Annotated in this window: 13 protein-coding genes; 9 read left to right on the top strand and 4 right to left on the bottom strand. The window is 60.5% G+C overall.

Translation table 11 applies throughout. The features are described from left to right. Positions 1–161 precede the first annotated feature (161 nt). Entirely contained in the window at positions 162–1,355 is a 1,194-nt protein-coding gene (locus BLV09_RS30795) for an ABC transporter substrate-binding protein (protein ID WP_100385996.1), read from the bottom strand. A gap of 395 nt (positions 1,356–1,750) precedes the next feature. Next, positions 1,751–1,978, bottom strand: coding sequence for a hypothetical protein (locus BLV09_RS30785; RefSeq protein ID WP_146690077.1), 228 nt, complete (start codon positions 1,976–1,978; stop codon positions 1,751–1,753). A 164-nt stretch (positions 1,979–2,142) separates the two neighbouring features. Here BLV09_RS30785 and BLV09_RS30780 point away from each other — a divergent pair, with 164 nt between their 5' ends. The 6 genes from BLV09_RS30780 (at position 2,143) to BLV09_RS30755 (ending at position 9,747) form a co-directional block, all read left to right on the top strand. Continuing rightward, positions 2,143–4,989, top strand: coding sequence for a bifunctional transaldolase/phosoglucose isomerase (locus BLV09_RS30780; RefSeq protein ID WP_146690076.1), 2,847 nt, complete (start codon positions 2,143–2,145; stop codon positions 4,987–4,989). A gap of 104 nt (positions 4,990–5,093) precedes the next feature. Continuing rightward, positions 5,094–6,068, top strand: a complete 975-nt coding sequence (gene gnd, locus BLV09_RS30775; RefSeq protein ID WP_146690075.1) for a phosphogluconate dehydrogenase (NAD(+)-dependent, decarboxylating) — start codon at positions 5,094–5,096, stop codon at positions 6,066–6,068. 57 nt (positions 6,069–6,125) lie between these two features. After that, positions 6,126–7,649 carry a glucose-6-phosphate dehydrogenase gene (gene zwf / locus BLV09_RS30770; RefSeq protein ID WP_146690074.1) on the top strand — a complete coding sequence of 508 codons (1,524 nt, stop codon included), beginning with the start codon at positions 6,126–6,128 and terminating at the stop codon, positions 7,647–7,649. After that, the gene (gene pgl / locus BLV09_RS30765; RefSeq protein WP_100385991.1) at positions 7,642–8,385 is read left to right on the top strand and encodes a 6-phosphogluconolactonase; all 744 of its coding nucleotides are present in this window, start codon (positions 7,642–7,644) and stop codon (positions 8,383–8,385) included. Before zwf ends, pgl begins: the two co-directional genes overlap by 8 nt. Positions 8,386–8,419: 34 nt before the next feature. Then, a complete protein-coding gene (locus BLV09_RS30760; protein ID WP_146691379.1) occupies positions 8,420–8,938 on the top strand; it encodes a gluconokinase in 519 nt (172 codons plus the stop codon). Further along, positions 8,935–9,747 (top strand): HAD family hydrolase, encoded by an 813-nt coding sequence (locus BLV09_RS30755; protein WP_146690073.1) that lies wholly within the window; start codon positions 8,935–8,937, stop codon positions 9,745–9,747. Before BLV09_RS30760 ends, BLV09_RS30755 begins: the two co-directional genes overlap by 4 nt. 188 nt (positions 9,748–9,935) lie before the next feature. On the opposite strand, the gene BLV09_RS30750 is transcribed toward BLV09_RS30755, so the two are convergent. Both BLV09_RS30750 and malQ read right to left on the bottom strand, forming a co-directional pair. After that, positions 9,936–11,741: a glycoside hydrolase family 15 protein gene (locus BLV09_RS30750; RefSeq protein ID WP_146690072.1), complete on the bottom strand. Its 1,806-nt coding sequence runs from the start codon at positions 11,739–11,741 to the stop codon at positions 9,936–9,938. Between the two features lie 29 nt (positions 11,742–11,770). Further along, the gene (malQ, locus tag BLV09_RS30745) at positions 11,771–13,717 is read right to left on the bottom strand and encodes a 4-alpha-glucanotransferase (RefSeq protein WP_146690071.1); all 1,947 of its coding nucleotides are present in this window, start codon (positions 13,715–13,717) and stop codon (positions 11,771–11,773) included. 202 nt (positions 13,718–13,919) lie between these two features. On the opposite strand from malQ, the gene BLV09_RS30740 reads away from it, so the two are divergent. The 3 genes from BLV09_RS30740 to glgB are packed head-to-tail and all read left to right on the top strand — an operon-like array spanning position 13,920 to position 21,331. After that, entirely contained in the window at positions 13,920–15,875 is a 1,956-nt protein-coding gene (locus BLV09_RS30740; protein WP_146690070.1) for an alpha-1,4-glucan--maltose-1-phosphate maltosyltransferase, read from the top strand. A 12-nt stretch (positions 15,876–15,887) separates the two neighbouring features. Then, on the top strand, positions 15,888–19,187 hold the full coding sequence (gene treS, locus BLV09_RS30735; RefSeq protein WP_146690069.1) for a maltose alpha-D-glucosyltransferase: 3,300 nt from the start codon (positions 15,888–15,890) through the stop codon (positions 19,185–19,187). Beyond that, positions 19,184–21,331 (top strand): 1,4-alpha-glucan branching protein GlgB, encoded by a 2,148-nt coding sequence (gene glgB, locus BLV09_RS30730; protein WP_146690068.1) that lies wholly within the window; start codon positions 19,184–19,186, stop codon positions 21,329–21,331. The genes treS and glgB overlap by 4 nt, the downstream gene beginning before the upstream one ends.

The following is a 21,331-nucleotide window of genomic DNA, read 5'->3' as shown; positions in this document are numbered from 1 at the left end:
GAGCCTCACGGGGCGTAATTTCCTCGTGATGTAGCCGCCCCGCCACATCCGGGCATCTACTGCCTCGCAGAATCCGGCGAAAATGGAACCGGGAATTGCTCTTTTTGGGAATATCCCAAAGAGAAACGCTTAAGGCATTCCCGAGTTCCACCCGCCATCGTCTATTTGTCGCCGAGAACATCGCCGAACAGCACCCACGACTTTCCGTCGAACCGCGCCATCTGGATCTGGTGAATGGCCGTGACGTCGCTCGGATCGTTATGGACCGTTATTCCGGGAAGAAGCAGCGGCAGCGCGAGCGCCTTCAACGTCGTTGACTGCTTGATGATGTTCTCACGGCTGAGATCGTCTTTGCAATTTCGCAGCACCGCCTCCATGACTTGCGCGACGGTATAGCCCTGCACATTGAAAAGATCGCCGGTGCTGGCGTTCGGCTGGTACTTCTTCATCCAGGCCAGGAAATCCTTGACCCCGGGATCGTCCGCCCAGCGCGCATCGTTCGGATCCTTGAGGTAGAGCCCGGTCACCACGCCGACGGTGTTTTCGATACCTGCGGGTTCAAGCACCGCGGAAACGGAGTTAGAGACCGACGGCAGGATGATCAGCGGCTTCCAGCCCATGCTGCCGGCTTTCTTGATCGCCTGAGCTGCGAATTTGGGCGTCGCCTCCGCGAAGAAAACATCCGCGCCCGACTCCCGCATCGTGACCATCTGCGAGTCGATGGTCGGGTCCGATGTCAAATAGGTTGTCGACGAGACGAGTTGATCGACATGCTCGCCAAGTCCTTCCTTGAAGCCCCTGAGATAATCCTTGCCGGCGTCCTCGTCGGGGATGATGACGGCGATCTTTGCGTCCGGCTTGGTTTTCAGAACGTATTGCGCGTAGAGCTTGCCTTCCAATTCGTAAGTGGGGTTGAAGCCGACCGTCCAAGGAAATTGCTTCGGATCGTTCCAGCGCGTCGCACCGGACGAAACGAAGATTTGCGGAACGTGTTTGATGTTGAGATATTTTTGGACGGAAATATTGGGAGCGGTGCCGACCGAACTGAACACCGCAAGCACTTCATCCTGCTCGACCAGCCTGCGCGTCTGTTCGACCGTCTTGGAAGGCGAGTACGCATCATCCAGGCTCAGGAAGTCGATCTTGCGGCCGTTGATACCGCCTTGATCGTTCAGCATCTGGAAATAGGCCGCTTCCGCGCGCGCGATCGTGCCATAGGCGGATGCAGGTCCGCTATAAGGCGCGGTATTTCCGAGCTTGATGGTGGTGTCGGCCGCGAGGGACGCGCCGACCAGCATCATCGAGAACGCTGCGCCGATGAACGAGCCGGCGAGAAGTTTATTGCGGGTTGACAAGGTCTTTTTCCTTTTTCGTTTCCTCGATCGCGCGCACCATATTTGCTTGGCCCAGCCTGCGCAATCGCAGGAGAATTCCGCGCGCCGGTAATCTCGGGAGCCGTCGCAATCGCGATCGACGATCAATCGGGCGATTTGTTATTGATGTTGACGATGGTGCATTTGGCGGCAGCACCGGGCACGCAAAATCCGAGCGCGTCCTTGACCGCGTCCTCGATCCTGCGGCGCCCCGTGATTGAGCACCGTGAGCGGATGAGGCAATCCGTCATCCGGCCGAACCACGATGGCTTCCAGCTCAACCGGGCTTGATCCGTTTGGGTCCGGAAATGTCCGCTGGAATTGCAGTGCATCCGGACGAATGCCGTCGGCTCGGGCCCGGCCAGTCGATATGGCGATCAGCGCCAAGGCTTCAGTGCCAAGGCTTCAGTGCCAAGGCTGACGTAAAAAATATAAAACATGTTGTACCGATCATTGTCCTGCGTCCGCCCCGTGACGCAGCTTATGAGCGTAACATGCGGATATCGCTTGAGATCAAGCTGGCGCTCAAAATCAGCGCGGTATCTGCCCGAGACCTTCAGCCCCGCCCCCGTACCGCCAAAAAATTCCATCGGGAATGCCGCCAAACAGCCAATTTCCGGGATCGATATACTGTGAATGGCGTTATGATATGGGGATACTCATATTCCCCCGGTCATCACCTCATCGGACTTCGTTGATAAATACCGGCTTCCCGCCAGAACAAGTCCCAAAAGCAGCAATTCGGCCAACCCGAACAGAAGCAGGCATCATGAATCCCGTCAAAGCACTCGAAAACCACGGCCAGGCGGTCTGGCTGGATTTCCTGGCCCGCGGCTTCGTCGCCAAGGGCGATCTCAAAAAGCTGATCGACACCGATGGCGTCAAAGGCGTCACATCGAACCCGTCGATCTTCGAAAAGGCGATCGGCAGTTCGGACGAATATGACGCCCCGATCGGCCAGGCGCTGAAACGTGGCGATCGGCCGGTTTCCGAGCTGTTCGAGCATCTCGCCGTCGAAGACATCCAGCATGCCGCCGATGTGCTGCGTCCGGTCTACGATCATCTCGGTGGGCATGACGGCTTCGTCAGCCTGGAGGTATCGCCCTATCTCGCGATGGATACCAAAGCCACGATCGCGGAAGCCGAGCGGCTCTGGAAAGAGGTCGATCGCAAGAACCTGATGGTCAAGGTGCCGGCGACCACGCCGGGCCTGCCGGCGATCCAGCAGTTGATTGGCGAAGGCATCAGCATCAACATCACGTTGCTGTTCTCGCAGAAGGTCTATGTAAAGGTCGCCGAAGCCTATCTGTCGGGCCTGGAAAAATACGTCGCCGAAGGAGGCGATCCCTCCCACATCGCGAGCGTTGCCAGCTTCTTCGTCAGCCGCATCGACACCGCAGCCGATAAGCTGATCGACGAAAAGATCGCCCAAGCGAACGACCCGACCGAGAAAGAGCGGTTGGCCGGGCTGAAGGGCAAGGTCGCCGTCGCCAACGCCAAGCTTGCCTATCAGGAATACAAGCGGCTGTTTTCCGGCGCACGCTGGGACAAGCTTGCCGCCAAAGGCGCCAAGCCGCAGCGGTTGCTGTGGGCTTCGACCGGCACCAAAAACAAGGACTATAGCGACGTACTCTATGTCGAGGAGCTGATCGGCCCCAACACGGTCAACACCGTGCCGCCGGCCACACTCGACGCCTTCCGCGATCACGGTAAGTTGCGCGACAGTCTTGAGGAAAATGTCGAGGACGCCAGGCATGTGCTGGACGAGCTCGAGAAATCCGGCATCTCGCTCGATGCGATCACGGCCGAACTTGTCAAGGATGGCGTCAAGCAATTCGCCGATGCCGCCGACAAGCTTTACGGCGCTGTCGCGCACAAGCGCGCAACCGTGCTCAGTGCTGGCCTCGATCGGCAGCAAATGGCGCTTGGAAGCAGCCTTGGAAAGGCCGTCGAGAAAAGCACCGAGGATTGGCGCGCGTCGGCCAAAATACGGCGGCTCTGGCAGCACGACAAATCGGTCTGGACCGGCGATGACGAGAACAAGTGGCTGGGTTGGCTGACCAGCCCCGCGGCCGCCGATATCGCCGACTATGAGGACTTTGCGCATCGGGTGAAGGGACAAAGCTTCACCGACGCTGTCGTGCTCGGGATGGGCGGATCGAGTCTTGGGCCGGAAGTCCTGGCACAGACGTTCCCGAAGAAGGCCGGTTTTCCGAAATTGCATGTGCTTGATTCAACGGACCCAGCGCAGGTCCGCACCATGCAGGCCTCGATCAACCTCGCCGACACGCTGTTCATCGTCTCCAGTAAATCCGGCGGCACCACCGAACCCAACGTGATGAAGGATTACTTCTTCGAGCGGGTGTCCGAGACGATTGGCGCCGACAAGGCTGGTTACCGGTTCATCGCGGTGACCGACCCCGGCTCATCGCTGCAGAAGGTGGCGGCCAAACAAGACTTCGCCCGGACCTTTTATGGCGATCCTGCCATCGGCGGGCGCTATTCCGTATTGTCGCCATTCGGGCTGGTGCCGGCTGCGGCGGCAGGCGTCGACCTGCGCACGCTGCTCACCCACACGATGGCAATGGTGCGCTCTTGCGGACCGGATGTGCCGCCGCATGAAAATCCCGGCGTGCAGCTTGGCCTCGCGATGGGCCTTGCCGGTCTCGAAGGCCGCGACAAGGTCACGATCCTGTCATCGAAAAAGATTGCCGATTTCGGCGCGTGGGCCGAACAGCTGATCGCCGAATCCACCGGCAAGGACGGCAAGGGCCTCGTCCCGATCGATGGCGAGACGCTGGGCGACGCAGCCTCCTACGGCAACGACCGGTTCTTCATTGATATCCGCACCGAAGGCGAAAGTGACGCCGCGCATGACGGCAAGCTCGCCGCGCTGGAGAACGCCGGGCATCCGGTGGTGCGCATTGTCATGAAGTCGATCGAGCATATCGGCCAGGAGTTCTTCCGCTTCGAGATGGCGGTTGCGGTCGCGGGCTCCGTGCTTGGCATCAATCCCTTCAACCAGCCTGACGTCGAGGCTGCCAAGATCAAGACCCGGGAGTTGACCGCCGCCTTCGAGAAGACCGGTTCGCTGCCCAAGGAGCAGCCTGTTATCTCGACCGATGCGGCCGACATCTACACCGATGAGAAAAACGCGGCAGCACTGCGCCAGGCAGGCGCCGATGGCGACCTCGACTCCTGGCTGAAAGCCCACCTCGCCCGCTCCGGCGCGGACGACTATGTGGCGCTGCTTGCCTATATCGAACGCAACGCCACACATATCGACAGTCTGCAGCACATGCGGCTTGCGGTCCGCGACAAGCGCCACGTTGCGACCTGTGCCGAGTTCGGCCCGCGCTTCCTGCATTCCACCGGACAAGCCTATAAGGGTGGCCCGGACAGCGGCGTTTTCCTTCAGATTACCGCGGATGACGCCAGGGACCTTGCGGTGCCCGGCCAAAAGGCGAGCTTCGGCATCATCAAGGCGGCTCAGGCACGCGGCGATTTCGGCGTGCTGACCGAACGCAACCGGCGCGCGCTCCGCGTACATCTCAAAGGCGATCTCGCATCAGGATTGAAGATGCTCGATACCGCAATCCAGAATGCGCTGAACTGATGAAACGAGAACCGAAGCGCGCACGTTCTGCCGTCCTCGCAGCAGCAGAGCGGGCGCGTTTTGTAAAACCAATATTTCAATCTGTCATACGTTAGGAAACCCAGATGCAGCTCGGCATGATCGGTCTTGGCCGGATGGGCGGCAATATCGTCCGTCGGCTGATGAAGCACGGACACACCACGGTCGTTTACGACAAGGACCCGAAGGCCGTCGCCGCCATCGGAGCCGACGGCGCGGTCGGCGCCAGCGCGCTGGAAGAGTTTGTCAGCAAGCTCGATAAGCCGCGAACGGCCTGGGTGATGCTGCCGGCTGGCAAGATCACCGAGATGACGATCGAAGCGCTGTCGAAGCTGATGCAGGAAGGCGACGTCATCATCGATGGCGGCAACACGTTCTGGCAGGATGACGTCCGCCGCGGCAAGGCGCTGAAACAACGCGGCATCCACTATCTCGACGTCGGCACCTCCGGCGGCGTCTGGGGCATCGATCGCGGCTATTGCATGATGATCGGCGGCGACAAGGCCGTCGTCGACCGCCTCAACCCGATCTTCGCGACGCTGGCGCCAGGGATCGGCGATATCCCACGCACCGGGGGGCGCGAAGGGCGTGATCCCCGCATCGAGCAGGGCTACATTCACGCCGGTCCCGTCGGCGCGGGGCATTTCGTCAAGATGGTCCACAACGGCATCGAATATGGCCTGATGCAGGCCTATGCCGAAGGTTTTGATATTCTGAAGAACGCCAATATCGACGCACTGCCCGAAGATCATCGTTTCGATCTCAATATCGCCGATATCGCCGAAGTCTGGCGGCGCGGCAGCGTGATCCCGTCATGGCTGCTGGACCTCACCGCGTCGGCGCTGGCCAAAAACGATACGCTCGATAACTACTCGGGCTTTGTCGAGGATTCCGGCGAAGGCCGCTGGACCGTCAATGCCGCGATCGATGAAGCCGTCCCCGCCGAAGTGCTGACTGCGGCTTTGTACACGCGCTTCCGCTCGCGCAAGGAACACACCTTCGCCGAGAAGATCTTGTCCGCGATGCGCGACGGCTTCGGCGGCCATAAGGAGCCGAAATAGCATCCCGCTTCCGCCACCGTTAAGCCCCTGACACTTCAAGCGAGAGGCCGGCCATTCGTGACAGACCAACCTTCAAGCCAGAAAAAGCCCGACCCTTGCACCTTCGTCATCTTCGGTGTCACCGGAGACCTCACGCATCGGCTGGTGATCCCTTCCCTTTATAATCTCGCCGCGACCAACCTGCTGCCTGATAGTTTTTGCGTGGTCGGCGTCGCCCGCAACGGCATGTCGAACGACAATCTGCGCGAAAGCCTGATGAAGGGCTTGCGCCAATTCGCAACCCGCAACGTCGATGAAGCAATTGCCAGGAAGTTGCTGGAATGCGTCACCTGCGTCGAAGCTGATCCCAAGGACCCGGCATCCTTCGACAAGATGCGCGATCAAATCAACAAACTGGAGGCGGCGCGGAAGACCGGCGGCAACCGGCTGTTTTATCTGGCGACGCCGCCCAATGCGTTTGCGCCGATCAGTCGCGAGCTCGGCCGCACCGGCCTGCTGGCGGAAGAGAACGGCGCGTGGCGGCGGCTGGTCGTGGAGAAACCGTTCGGAACCGATCTGGCTTCCGCCAAGGCGCTGAATGCCGAGCTTTTGAAAATCGTCGACGAGCATCAGATCTACCGGATCGATCACTACCTCGGCAAGGAAACGGTCCAGAACATTTTGGTGCTGCGCTTTGCCAATGGCATGTTCGAGCCGATCTGGAATCGCAACCACATCGATCACATCCAGATCACCGTCGACGAAAAGCTCGGCGTCGGGCATCGCGGCAGTTTCTATGACGCCACCGGCGCATTGCGCGACATGGTGCCGAACCATCTGTTCCAGCTTTTGTCGCTGGTCGCGATGGAGCCGCCCGCGCGCTTTGACGCTTACACGGTGCGGTCGGAAAAAGCCGAAGTGCTTGCGGCGGTCCAGACCCAGAGCGAAGAGGAGGCGCTGAAGAATTCGGTGCGCGGCCAGTATGTGGGCGGCAAGATCGGCGACACCAAGATCGAGGACTATCGCAAGACCGAGGACGTCAAGCCCGGCAGCACCACTGAAACCTACGCCGCGATCAAGCTGACGATCGACAACTGGCGCTGGGCCGGCGTTCCCTTTTATCTGCGAACCGGCAAGGCGCTCGGCATCAAACGGACCGAAGTGGCGATCAAGTTCAAGCAAGCACCGTTCTCGATGTTCAGCTGCACCGCGGTGGACCGGCTGTCGCAGAATTACCTCATCATCAGCATCGAACCCACCGAAGGCATTACGCTGCAGTTCAACACCAAGGTGCCGGGTCCGACAATTTCCATCGACGGCGTCGAAATGAAATTCCGCTACAAGGACTACTTCAAGGCGGAGCCAAGCACCGGCTATGAAACGCTGATCTACGACTGCATGATCGGCGACAACATCCTGTTTCAGCGCGCCGACAGCGTGGAAGCCGGCTGGCAAGCGGTGCAGCCGTTCCTGGATGCGTGGAAGAAGGCCGGCGCCAAGGGCCTGGAAAACTACAAGGCGGGCAGCGAAGGTCCCGCGGAAGCAGATGAGCTGTTGACGCGCGACGGCCGACACTGGCGAAAGCTCGGCCCGAATGGCTAAGACCGGTCAAACAAGCGTGATCGCGGTTTCCGATCCGGCGGCGCTGGCCAAAGCCGCCGCGGATCGCATCACGGCAAGGATCGTCGCGAACGGTGGACGCGTGGCGATTTGTATGTCCGGCGGATCGAGCCCGAAGCAGCTTTTCGAATTGCTTGCGACCGACACCTATCGCAGCCGGATTCCTTGGGATCGTGTTCATTGGTTCATTGGTGATGAACGGTTTGTCCCCGCGGATAATCCCCTCAACAACATGCGAATGGCCCGACAGGCCTTTCTGGATAAATGCGCGCCGCCGGCCAACGTTCATCCGATTTTGACGGATACTGCCGATGCCGAGGAGGCTGCGCGCCGCTACGAGAGCGAGTTGAAATCGTTCTATGGCGCAGACAGACTGGATTCGACCCGGCCGCTATTTGATGTGGTGTTACTGGGCGTCGGGCCGGACGGCCATACCGCATCGCTATTTCCTGAATACCCCGCCGTCGAAGAGACCCAGCGCTGGGTCATCGAGGTCCCCAAGGCCCATGTCGAGCCGTTCGTCCCGCGGGTCACGCTGACGTTGCCGACGCTCGCCTCCTGCCGCGAGATGATGTTCGAGGCCAGCGGCGCAGGAAAGCGTGCGATCCTGACGCGCGTGCTCGACGGCGAGGATATGCCGGCAACCCGCGCCCGCTCCCAAGGCGAGACCGTCTGGCTTCTGGACAAGGCGGCGCTGCCGGAGAATTTTCGTGCCTGACGACGCCAGCAACATGCCGTGCGCGCTTGTCGTGATGGGCGTATCGGGATCAGGCAAGACCACCATCGCCGATAAACTGGCCGAACGGATCGGCTGGCGTTGCGAGGATGGCGACAAATTCCATCCCGCCAGCAACATCGCCAAGATGAGCGCCGGCCACCCCCTCACCGATGAAGACCGCTGGCCCTGGCTGCAGGCCATCGCCAATGAAATCGACCGTATCTGCAAGGCCGGCGAGCGCACGGTCATCGCCTGCTCCGCGCTCAAACGCGCCTACCGCGATATCCTCGTGCATGGCCGCGATGATGTCCGGATCATCTATCTCAAGGGCACGCAGCAATTGATCGCGGACCGGCTTGCCAAACGAAAAGGCCATTTCATGCCGGCAGGCCTTCTCGATAGCCAGTTCAAGACGCTGGAGCCGCCCGCGAGAGACGAAAATCCCGTGACGGTATCGATCGATGCGTCGGTCGACGCCATCGTCGATGACATCGTTCGTCAGCTCGGAATATCTCAAGCCGATAACAGCGCCACGCGCAGGAACCGCCCATGACCCGGATCGCCCTTGTTGTCTCCGATGTCGACGGCACACTGCTGACCAAGAACAAGATTTTAACCGAAAAAGCCGCGCACGCAGCACGGCGTCTCGAAGACAGCGGCGTCGGCTTCACCGTCACCTCCAGCCGGCCGACGATCGGCATGCGCTTCCTGATCGAGCCGCTCCAGATCAAGCTGCCGATCGGGTCGTTCAATGGCAGTTCGATCTGCGATCCGCAGTTGAACCCGATCGAGCAGCATCTGATTCCGGCGTCCGCAGCTCAGCGCAGCCTGGATATCCTGAGCCAGTTCGGCGCCGACATCTGGCTGTTCACCAACGATTGCTGGCTGACCCGCAACGGCCAAGGCGAATACGTCGCGTTCGAACAGCGCACCATCAAGGCCGATCCGGTCATTGTCGAGGATTTCGCACCATATCTGTCCGTCGCCTGCAAGATCGTCGGCAGCAGCGCCGATGCGGCGCTGCTGCAACGCTGTGAGGCCGCGATGCAGCAGGCGTTGGGCGCAGAGGCAACGGCGGCCCGATCGCAAAACTATTATCTCGACATCACGCCGCCGGGCCACGACAAGGGCACGTTTGTGCAGGCGATGGCCAAGCGGCTCGGCATTTCGACCGATGCGGTCGCCACCATCGGCGACATGCACAATGATCTTGCGATGTTTCGAAAGAGCGGCATGTCGATCGCGATGGGCAATGCGACCGACGAAATCAAGAAGCAGGCAACCCATGTCACGACCTCGAACGAGGACGAGGGTTTTGCCGGCGCGATTGAGACGATTTTGAAGAATAATGAAGCCGGGTGATGCTATTTCCTCGCGTCGTCCCGGCGAACGCCGGGACCCATACGCCGTGTCCTCTCCTGCCGGCAACCCGGCAAGCGTCGTCTGCAACAATTAACGCTTGTGGGTCCCGGCTCGCGCGGAGCCTGTCATCGGGCCGGCCAAAGGCCGGACCCGTTGGCTTGGCCGGGACGACATAAACTTTTACTTCTTTACTTCGATCGCTGCATCGCAGGTTTTTCGTTCGACCGCTTGGCATCGCTGAGATTGTGGGCGGTATTGATCAGCGCGATGTGGGTCAGGGCTTGCGGGAAATTCCCTGTCTGTTGTCCAGCTCCTGAGTCGAACTCCTCCGCCAGCAATCCCAGATCATTCGCTACGGCGACGACGCGGTCGAACAGTTCCTGTGCTTTGCTAATTTCGCCGGCCAGCACATAGGCATCGGCAAGCCACAGGCTGCAGGCCAGAAACGCGCCTTCGATCGGCTGCTTTTCGTCCGAGATCTCGCGAGGATCGTGCCGCAGCACAAATCCATCGCGCATCATGTATTTTTCGATGGCCTCGAGCGTACCGCGGACGCACGGATCCGAGCCAGGAAGAAAGCCGACCGATGGCAGCAGCAGGATGCTGGCGTCGAGCAATTGCGATCCATAGGATTCAACAAAGGCATTCTGGGCGCGATCAAAGCCCTTCTCGCAGACATCGCGATGGATCGTGTCGCGCAAGTTTCGCCATTGATCGAGCGGCGCCGCGAAGCCGAACTTCTCGGCGCTTTTGACGGCGCGGTCGAAGGCGACCCACGTCATCACTTTCGACGAGACATAGTGCCTGCCGGCGCCGCGCCGTTCCCAGATGCCGTTATCCGGCTCATTCCATACTTCAGCCAGATGCTCGAGCACCTTGCATTCGAGGTCCCATGTGCCGTCGTCGAGCTTCAGTTCCGCCACGCGCGCCTGGTGAAAGGCATCCATCAGTTCGCCATACACATCGAGCTGCAACTGGGCATGCGCGGCATTGCCGATCCGCACCGGCTGCGCGCCTTCGTAACCGGGCAGCCAGTCGGCCTCCCATTCCAGCAGACGCCGCTGTCCCATGATGCCATACATGATCTGCATGTGGGCCGGTGCGCCCGCGACCGCCCGCAGCAGCCAATTGTGCCAGCAGCATGCTTCCTCGGTATAGCCCGAGTTCATCAACGCCAGCAGCGTAAAGGTGGCGTCGCGCAGCCAGCAGAAGCGATAATCCCAATTCCTGGCACCGCCGAGTTTTTCCGGCAGCGAGGTTGTCGGCGCGGCCACAATGCCGCCGGTCGGCGCATAGGTCAGCGCCTTCAGCGTGATCAGCGAGCGCATCACAAGATCGCGGCAATCGCCTTCGTAGGTGCAGCGGCTGCACCATTCGATCCAGAAGTCCTCGGTCTCCTGGAGAGCTTGCGCCGGATTGATCGCCCCGGGGACCGCGAGATGGGACGGACCGTAAGTAAGGACGAAGGGAATGGTCTCGCCCTCGCCCACCTCGAAGTCGGCTACCGTGGTGAAGTCTTCGCCACGGGTCTGGACTGGCGTTCGCAGCACGGTCATATCCTGCCCGCAAATCGCGAGCAGCCCAGAACCATCCTCGTTTTTCTTGACCCAGGGAATATCCGTGCCGAAGCCGAAACGGATAATGAGCTCCATCCGCAACTTCACCCGGCCGCTCACCCCACGCACCAGCCTGACGATATCGGAGGCCTTGCCGCGCGGCGGCATGAAATCGATTACGGCAACGGTGCCGCTTTCGGTCTCGAAACGCGTCTCCAGGATCAGCGTGTTGTCCCAGTAGCGGCGGGAGGTTTTTTTGACCTCTTCGGCAGGAGCGATCAGCCAGCGGCCATGCCTGGACGTGCCGAGGATTGCCGCAAAACAGGCGTCGGAGTCGAACGCGGGCCAGCACAGCCAGTCGATCGATCCGTCGCGGCCGACCAAGGCCGCCGTTTCGCAATCACCAATCAATGCATAATCTTCAATCTTGCAGGGCAAATGATATCACCAATTGAAATGCTTGTGCTTCAGGTCGTGGTGTGCGTCCGCCCGCGCATCGCGGCTTTGAGCGCAGGAACGTCAATCGCCGCGGCGATCTTATCAATCGTAAGCGGCAGCCGCCGTCGCCAGTTCGGATGCTCGTCAACAGTGCCGGGAATATTGGGCTGATCGATCACGCCCAGAAGATCCTCCAGCGATATCGTGAGCAGGCGCGATTTGGTGCGGGCCAGGAACCTCGCGACCGCGTAGAGATCGTATCCATCGATACCGCTATCGCGCAACACGTCGGACAGCATGTTCAGCGCGTGCCAGCGCGCCTCATCGCTTTCGCCGGGATCGATCCCGAGCGAGCGTTTCAGCTTCAAGTCGCTGAACGAACGCCATCCGGCATAGGTCGAGAGGTCATGCGTGTTGAAGGTGACAAGCGCATTGGCGGAATAATGGTCGAGGCCTCGGAACACCCCGCGATCGTCGCGTTCGAACATCATCACTAGATAAGACCAGATGCCCCAATCCGCCATCTGCTCGCGAAAGCCTTCCGGCACCGTGCCGAGATCTTCGCCAATCACCACGCAGCGATGCGCGACGCTTTCCAGCGCCGTCGCCGCCAGCAGCGCTTCGAACGGCATCTGCACATAGGCGCCATTATTGGCGGCAAATCCATGCGGCACGAGATACAGCCGCTTCAAGCCAAGCACATGATCGAGCCGGATCGCACCGGCGTAGCGCATCGACGCCCGGAGCATCGCCCGATACGGCTCGAAGGATTTTATCGCAAGACCGGCGGCGTTGAAGCCTGCCAGGCCCCAATTCTGCCCGGCCGTATTCAGGGGATCCGGCGGTGCGCCGACGGCAAGATGACGCGAGATCGCCGTCTGCTCATTCCAGGCATCAAACCCGTCGGACTGAACGCCCACGGCCACATCGAGATAGAGCCCGACCGCCATGCCAAGCTCGCTGGCAAGATCCCGGCATGCCCTTAATTGCCGGTCGGCCGTCCACTGCACGAATTCGACGAATTCGATCTCGGCGCCGTCAGCACCATTGCGCAATTCGGCGCATCTGGCTTCATCGGGCTGACGCCATTTCTCCGGCCATTCCCACCATGGCTTGTTGAATGTGTGCCTGAGCGTCTCGAAACAGGCAAACCGCGACAGCAGCGGTCCGCGCTCGGCACGAAATTGATCGAAATCTTGCCGGCCGTCGATCGTCGGATGCGTTCTGAATTCTGCGAATGCCGAACGCAACGCTTGCCATTTCAACTTGGCAACAGCCGCATAATCGACGAAGTCGCTCGCGCGCAGCCGGTCGATATTGTCGGCACTCTCGGGCTGTGAGCCGGCCAGTTTACCGACGTCGATATAGAGCGCGTTGAGAAATAGCCGGCTGTTGGGCGAATAGGGACTGCGATCGTCGGGCCGATCGTCGAACAAGGCATGCAGCGGATTGAGGCCGACCCCGCCAGCCCCCAAATCGGCGGCCAGCCTGATCAGGCCCTCGAGATCGGTGAAGTCGCCGATCCCCCAGTTGCGCTCCGACCGGATGCTGTAGAGCTGAACCGCAAGCAGCCAGCTCCGGTCGAAATCGCCGCCGAACGCTCTCGAAGGCGCCACAATCAAGGTCGCCTCTTCCGTGACTGACGACGCATCGCACAGATGCAACCAGTAGGAGCCGCCGGGCAAGTCCGCAGGCCATGCGATCATGCTGTCCTTGGTCTCGCCTTGGGCGATAACCTTAAGACCGGCAATGATTTTCCAGCGCACCGGCAATTTGGCAGCCTGCCCGAGTTCGGTCCGCGAGGGCTGGCCGGACCGGACCACCACCGGCTGGCCGAGAAACCGACGCGGCGTCTCGACCGGGATGGCATCCAGGATGATTTTCAGGGCGGCCTCGTCCGTCACATGCCGGTGACCCTGCCCGTCGATAAATTCGGTCTGGATTCCGAGGCCTGCAGCTTTGGTGAAAAGGTTCATTCGGCACGCTGTTTGCACGCAACGGGGTTTGGGACGTCACGAAATTCTCTAGATGCAGGAAGAGGATAGCCGTGTTTAACTCTCTGCCACCCTCGACGTTCCCGGGGAACCAATGCCCTGCGAACGGCTTTCTATATAGGTTCGAAGCGTCTCTTTTCCCGCAAACGAAACGGGACGTTGTCTCCATGTCTATGGCATCACCGTGAACAAAACCGCTCAAACTGTCGAGAGCGCCGCCATTGGCGGTACTTTCCATATCGAAGATGTTTACCCGCTGATCGACGGCGGCCGCTTTCCCGTGAAACGTATCGTGGGCGAGCGCGTCGATGTCTGGGCGGATATCTACCGCGACGGACATGACGTGATGGCCGCGGCGCTGATCTGGCGTCTCGAGCAAGAGCGCGAATGGCGCCGTGCGCCGATGAGCCATCATAGCAATGATCGGTGGGGTGGATCGTTCGTGCCGGACCAGCCGGGACGCTATGTTTACGCCATCGAAGCCTGGACCGACGAATTCGCGACCTGGAAACATGGTTTCGAACTGAAGCAGAAAGCCGGCGCCGACCTCACCCTCGACGCCATCGAGGGCGCGGGCATGCTGACCAAGGCGCAGTCCGGCGGCCACGCCGCGGCGGCGGTGATCTTGAAGCAGTGCGAGGATTTTCTGCAGACCGGCGACACCGCGCCTCTTCTGACCGACGAATTGCAGGACGCGATGGCTGAAAGCCAGTTGCGGCCGGATCTGACGCGATCGCAGCTATTTCCATTCGTGGCGGACCGGCCGCGGGCAAGAAATGGCGCCTGGTACGAGATGGTGCCGCGCAGCCAGGGCCAAACTCCCGGCCAGCATGGCACCTTCAAGGATTGCATCGCGCGCCTGCCGGATGTCGCGGCGATGGGTTTCGACGTGGTCTATCTCACGCCGATCCATCCCATCGGGAAAACCAACCGCAAGGGCCGCAATAACGCGGTGACGGCGGTCGATGACGATCCCGGGAGTCCCTACGCCATCGGCGCCGCTGAAGGCGGCCACGATGCGGTGCATCCGGAGTTGGGCACGCTGGAGGATTTCCGCGAGTTTGTCGCGGCCTGCATGTCGCACGACATGGAAGTCGCGCTCGATTTCGCCATTCAGTGCTCGCCCGACCATCCCTGGCTCACGCAACACCCGCAATGGTTCAAGCAGCGGCCGGATGGCTCGATGCGCTACGCGGAAAACCCGCCCAAGAAATATGAAGACATCGTCAATCCCGATTTCATGTCCGAGGACGCCGGTGCGCTGTGGAATGCGCTACGCGATGTCGTGCTGTTCTGGATCGACCAGGGGGTCAAAATCTTCCGCGTCGACAACCCCCACACCAAGCCGTTTCCATTCTGGGAATGGCTGATCCATGAAATTCAGCTCCGCCATCCCGACGTCATCTTTCTGGCGGAGGCTTTCACGCGACCGAAACTAATGAAGGGGCTTGCCAAGCTCGGCTTCACACAATCTTACACTTACTTCACCTGGCGAACCCAGAAGTGGGAGCTGGAGCAATATCTGAACGAGTTGACGGCCTATCCGGAGCACGATTTCTATCGCCCGAACTTTTTCGTCAACACGCCCGACATCCTGCCCTATCACCTGCAAAGCGGCGAACCCTGGATGTTCAAATCACGCGTCGCGCTTGCTGCCACATTGTCGAGCGCCTATGGAATCTATAACGGCTTCGAACTCCTGGAGCATGACCCCATTCCGGGCAAGGAAGAATATCTCGATTCCGAGAAATACGAGATCAAGGTGCGGGACTGGGACAAGCCCGGCAACATCAAGCCTTATATAAGCGAGCTCAACCGCGTCCGCCGCGAAAACGCCGCGCTGCAACAGACCAGCAATTTGCACTTCCTGCCGATCGAAGACGGCAACGTCATCGGCTTCGTCAAGGAATCGGTCAATCAGACCAACAGTGTCGTCGTCGTCATCGCGCTATCGCGCGATCCACATGAAATCTGGCTTCCGCTCAACGACGTCCAGATCGGCATAGCCGATGACCGCCGCAATGTTGCCGCGGTGGAGAATTTGATGACGGGAGAACGATACCCGGTTGAGTGGGGCGGCATTCATGTGCGGATCGATCCGATGCGAGATCCCGCGATGCTCTTTCGCTGCCTGGCGTAGGGAAAGAGCGCCATGAATGTGATGTCGTCCATCGATACCAAGGAATTACCGGCCACCGACACCGTCGATGAGCTCTGGTACAAGGACGCCGTCATCTATCAGCTTCACGTCAAGGCCTTTGCCGACAGCAACAATGACGGCATCGGCGATTTCGCAGGCCTGACCGAAAAGCTCAGCTATCTGCAGGAACTCGGCGTCACCGTGCTGTGGCTGTTGCCGTTCTATCCGTCGCCCGGCCGCGATGACGGCTACGACATCGCCGACTATGGCGACATCAATCGCGATTTCGGGACGATGAAGGATTTCCGGCGTTTCATCGTCGAGGCCAAGAAGCGCGGCCTGCGCGTCATTACCGAGCTTGTCGTCAATCATACATCCGACCAGCACGACTGGTTCAAGCGCGCTCGCCGCAGCGATCCGAAATCGAGCGCGCGCAACTGGTATGTCTGGAGCGACACCGACCAGAAATATCTGGGCACGCGGATCATCTTCACCGACACCGAAAAATCGAACTGGACCTGGGATCCGGAAGCCGGCCAGTTCTACTGGCACCGCTTCTTCTCGCACCAGCCTGATCTCAACTTCGACAATCCGCGCGTGGTCAGTGCGATCATCCAGGTGATGAAGCGCTGGCTCGATGCGGGCGTCGACGGCTTCCGGCTCGACGCCATTCCCTATCTGTGCGAGCGCGACGGTACCAATAACGAGAACCTGCCGGAAACTCACGCCATCATTAAACGGCTGCGCCTGGAGCTCGATAAATATTCGAAGGGCAAAGTGCTGTTGGCGGAAGCCAACCAATGGCCGGAGGATGTGCAGGAATATTTCGGCCGTGGCGACGAATGCCACATGGCTTATCACTTCCCGCTGATGCCACGGATCTACATGGCAATCGCGCAAGAGGATCGTTTTCCGATCACCGACATCCTGCGGCAGACGCCGGATATCCCAAGCAACTGCCAATGGGCGTTGTTTCTGCGCAATCACGACGAGCTGACGCTGGAAATGGTCACCGACGTCGAGCGCGATTATCTGTGGTCGACCTACGCCAACGATCCCCGCGCGCGCATCAATGTCGGCATTCGCCGACGCCTTGCGCCATTGATGGACAACGACCGGCGCAAGATCGAGTTGATGAACTCGCTGCTGCTGTCATTCCCGGGCACGCCGATCATCTATTACGGCGACGAGATCGGCATGGGCGACAACATCTATCTCGGCGATCGCAACGGCGTACGCACGCCGATGCAATGGACGCCCGACCGCAACGGCGGCTTCTCGCGGGCCGACCCGGCGCGGCTTTATGCCCCGACCATCATGGATCCGGTCTACGGCTATGAATCCGTCAACGTCGAGGCGCAGTCACGCAGCCTGTCCTCGCTGCTGAGCGCAACCAAGCGACTGATCTCGGTACGCAAGTCGACGCTGGCATTCGGACGCGGCACCATGACGTTCATCCGTCCCCTCAACCGTTCGGTGCTTGCTTATGTCCGGCAATATGGCGACGAAGCGATCCTCTGCATCGCCAATCTGTCGCGGTCCGCTCAGGCCACCGAACTGGATCTTTCCGCCTGGAAGGGCCGTGTTCCCCTGGAGATGCTCGGACGCACCTGCTTCCCGACCATCGGCGACCTGCCCTACATGATCACGCTGGCGCCCTACGGCTTCTACTGGTTCCAGCTGCAGGAGCCTGACAAATCCGAGCCCGCTGCGCCCAGGGCCGTACCCGAATTCGAGACGCTGGTGGTGCCGCTCGGCTCGACCTGGGTGTCGCTCGCCCGCACCCGCGGTGTATTTGAACGCGACGTGTTGCCCGGACATCTGGCGCGGACCCGCTGGTATCCGGAGCGTTCGCCTCAGGCGATCCAGCCGACGCTGGCTGCGGCGATCCCGTTCTGCGACATCGGCGACAACCGGCCCTGGCTCGCCTTTTTCGAGACGATACAGCGAGGCGTGACGACACGTTACGTCCTGCCGATGCAGATCGAATGGGTGCGCTTCGACCGCGAGCGCTACAATCCGCGGGCGCTGGCGGCGGTGCGCCAGGGTGCGCGGGAAGGCACGCTGCTGGATGTCGCGACCGATCAGATCTTCATCGCGCTGTTGCTGCGCAATCTCCGGGAGTCCCTGACCGTTGAAGAGGGCGACCTGCGCCTTGAGTTCAGGCCAACCAGCAAATTCTCGGACCGACCGGTCAGGCAGCCCGAGCGCATCCGCGCCGTCGAGACAGAACAGTCCAATAGCACCGCGCTGGTGGATAGCGACTATGTCGTCAAGGTGTATCGGAAGCTCGAGGCCGGCATCAATCCCGAGATCGAAATGGGACGCTTCCTCACTGAAGTTGCGGGCTTCACCAACACGCCGGCACTGCTCGGCAGCGTCGAACTGGTCGAAGGCGAGACCAGAAGCGCGATCGCCATCGTGCATGCGTTTGTTGAAAACCAGGGCGACGCCTGGACCGTGACGGCGGCCTATCTCGATCGCTTTGTCGAGGAACAGCGGCTGCTGGGAGCCAGCGAACACGCCGGCGAAAGCGAGGAACAGACCCCCTATCTGCGCTACATGTCGCAGACCGGACGACGTGTCGCCGAGATGCATGTCGCGCTTGCCAGCAGCAGGGATATTCCCGATTTCACCCCGGAGCCGATCAAACCTGAAGACGGACAGCGCTGGATCAACGATGTCATGGCCCGCGCCGAACGTGTCTTCGACACGCTGACACAGCGCCGCGACTCGCTCAGAGAGGCGGATCGTCCGCTCGTCGATGAACTATTGGCGCAACACGATGCCCTGCCGGATCGGCTGAAGGCGCTGCTGCCGCGGGACGGCGACAGTTTGAACATCCGTCACCACGGCGACTTCCATCTCGGCCAGATGCTGATCGTCAAGGACGATATCTTCATCATCGATTTCGAGGGCGAGCCCCGCCGTCCTCACAGCGAACGGCGGCGCAAGGCGCCCGCCGCGCGCGACGTCGCGGGCCTGATCCGTTCGATCGACTACTCGGCGACCGCAGCGCTGGAGCGCGCGCTGAAGCTCGCGCCTGACGAGAACGGCAAGCTTGCGGCGGCGGTGGCCGACTGGCGCGATCGCGCGACCGCGGCGTTCCTTGCCGCCTACCGTGAAACCATGACCAATCAGGATCTGTGGCCGGCCGACCGGCAGACCGCCGAGCAGATGCTGAATTTCTTCCTGCTCGAAAAGGCGTTCTACGAAATCGAATACGAATTGGCGCACCGGCCGGACTGGCTGCGCGTCCCGCTCACCGGCATGCTTCGAATATTGTCTCAGCAAACCAACGAGGCCCCATGACCAAATTGTCCGCGGAGGCCTATGCGATCATCGAAGGTCGTCACTCCGATCCGTTTCACTATCTAGGGCTCCATATCGAGGGTGATCAGAACGTCGTGCGCGCTTTCCTGCCCGAAGCCTCGAATGTCGAGGCTGTCGGCGAGCATGGAGAAACCGCGCCGCTCGCGCGCATTCATGATTCCGGCCTGTTCGCCGGCGCGCTGCCGAACGGCTCGAAGCGCTACCAACTGCGCGCCCGTTATGGCGACAATGTTGTCGATCTCGACGACCCCTACCGTTTTCCGCCTGTACTGACCGATTTCGATCTGTATCTGCTCGGTGAAGGCACTCATCAGCGGCTTTACGACAAGCTCGGAGCGCACCCGATGACGCTCGACGGTGTCGAGGGCGTGGCATTCGTGGTGCTTGCGCCAAATGCGCGTCGCGTCAGCGTTGTCGGTGATTTCAATTTCTGGAACGCACGCCGGCATCCGATGCGCGTGCGCGGCGTCGGATATTGGGAATTGTTCATCCCTCATGCCCGCGTGGGCGATCATTATAAATTCGATATCGTCGGCCCACAGGGCCAGCATCTGGCGCTGAAGTCCGATCCGATGGCGTTCGCCGCGGAAGTGCGGCCGAGCACCGCTTCGATTGTCCTCGACGAGACCCGGATTCCGCATCCGCGCCCGGCTCCATCCGGCATCAACGCGCTGGGCTCGCCAATGTCGATCTACGAGGTCCATCTCGGCTCGTGGCGGCGCAAGAGCCATAACGAGTGGCTGACCTATCGCGAGCTGGCCGAGCAGCTTCCGCGCTACGCGCGCGATCTCGGCTTCACCCATATTGAGTTTCTGCCGGTCAACGAGCATCCGTTCGACGGCTCATGGGGCTATCAGCCGACCGGCCTGTACGCGCCGACCAGCCGGTTCGGAACGCCCGAGGATTTTTCCGCACTGGTCGATGCCTGCCATCGCGAGGGACTCGGCGTGATGCTGGACTGGGTGCCCGGGCATTTCCCAGACGATCCGCACGGCCTCGGCCATTTCGACGGCACCGCGCTGTACGAGCACGCCAACCCGTTGCAGGGTCGTCACCTCGATTGGGGTACGCTGATCTACAATTACGGCCGCACCGAAGTCGTCAATTTCCTGGTGTCGAATGCGCTGTTCTGGCTGGAGCGTTATGCCATTGACGGGCTGCGGGTCGATGCGGTCGCCTCCATGCTCTACCTGGATTATAGCCGGCCGGCCGGAGGCTGGATCCCGAACAAACACGGCGGCCGGGAAAATCTCGAAGCCATCGATTTCCTGCGCCGTTTCAATACCGAAGTGTTCGCCCGCTTTCCGGAGGCCACTACAGCTGCGGAAGAATCGACCGCCTGGCCGCAAGTATCGCGCCCGGTCGAATTTGGCGGCCTCGGCTTTGGCTATAAATGGAACATGGGCTGGATGCACGACACGCTGAACTACATCAGCAAGGAGCCGATCCACCGCAAATTTCATCACGGCGACATTCTGTTCGGCCTGCACTACGCATTTTCGGAAAACTTCATCCTGCCGCTCTCACACGATGAAGTCGTTCACGGCAAGCGCTCGATTCTCGGCCGCATGCCCGGCGACGACTGGCAGCGCTTTGCCAATCTGCGGGCTTATTACAGCTTCATGTTCGGACATCCCGGCAAGAAGCTGATGTTCATGGGCTGCGAGTTCGCCCAGGAGCGCGAATGGAGCCACGACCGTTCGCTCGACTGGCATCTGCTCGACCAAAAGAATCATGCCGGCATCCAGTCGCTGATCCGCGATCTCAATCGGCTTTATCAGGCGCTGCCGGCCCTGCACGAGCTGGATTGCGATCCGTCCGGATTTGAATGGATCGTAACCGACGACGCCAATGGCAACGTGTTCGCCTGGATCCGCAAGGGCAATGATGCACGCGCCCGCTGCCTCGTCGTCGTGAATTTTTCACCGAACGTTTATTACAATTATCACGTCCGGGTGCCGTTCGCCGGCAAGTGGCGCGAGGTGCTCAATTCTGACTCGGCGCATTATGGCGGCAGCAATGTCGGGAACGTCGGCGAAGTCCACACGCTGGATGGCCTGGTTCCCGAACTTAATCTCACCATCCCGCCTCTCGCTGCCATCTTTCTCGTGCCGGAAAACTGA

Source organism: Bradyrhizobium canariense (assembly GCF_900105125.1).
GTDB lineage: Bacteria > Pseudomonadota > Alphaproteobacteria > Rhizobiales > Xanthobacteraceae > Bradyrhizobium > Bradyrhizobium canariense_A.
The sequence above is the reverse complement of the archived record's forward strand: the minus strand, read 5'-3'. Positions and strand labels throughout refer to the sequence as shown.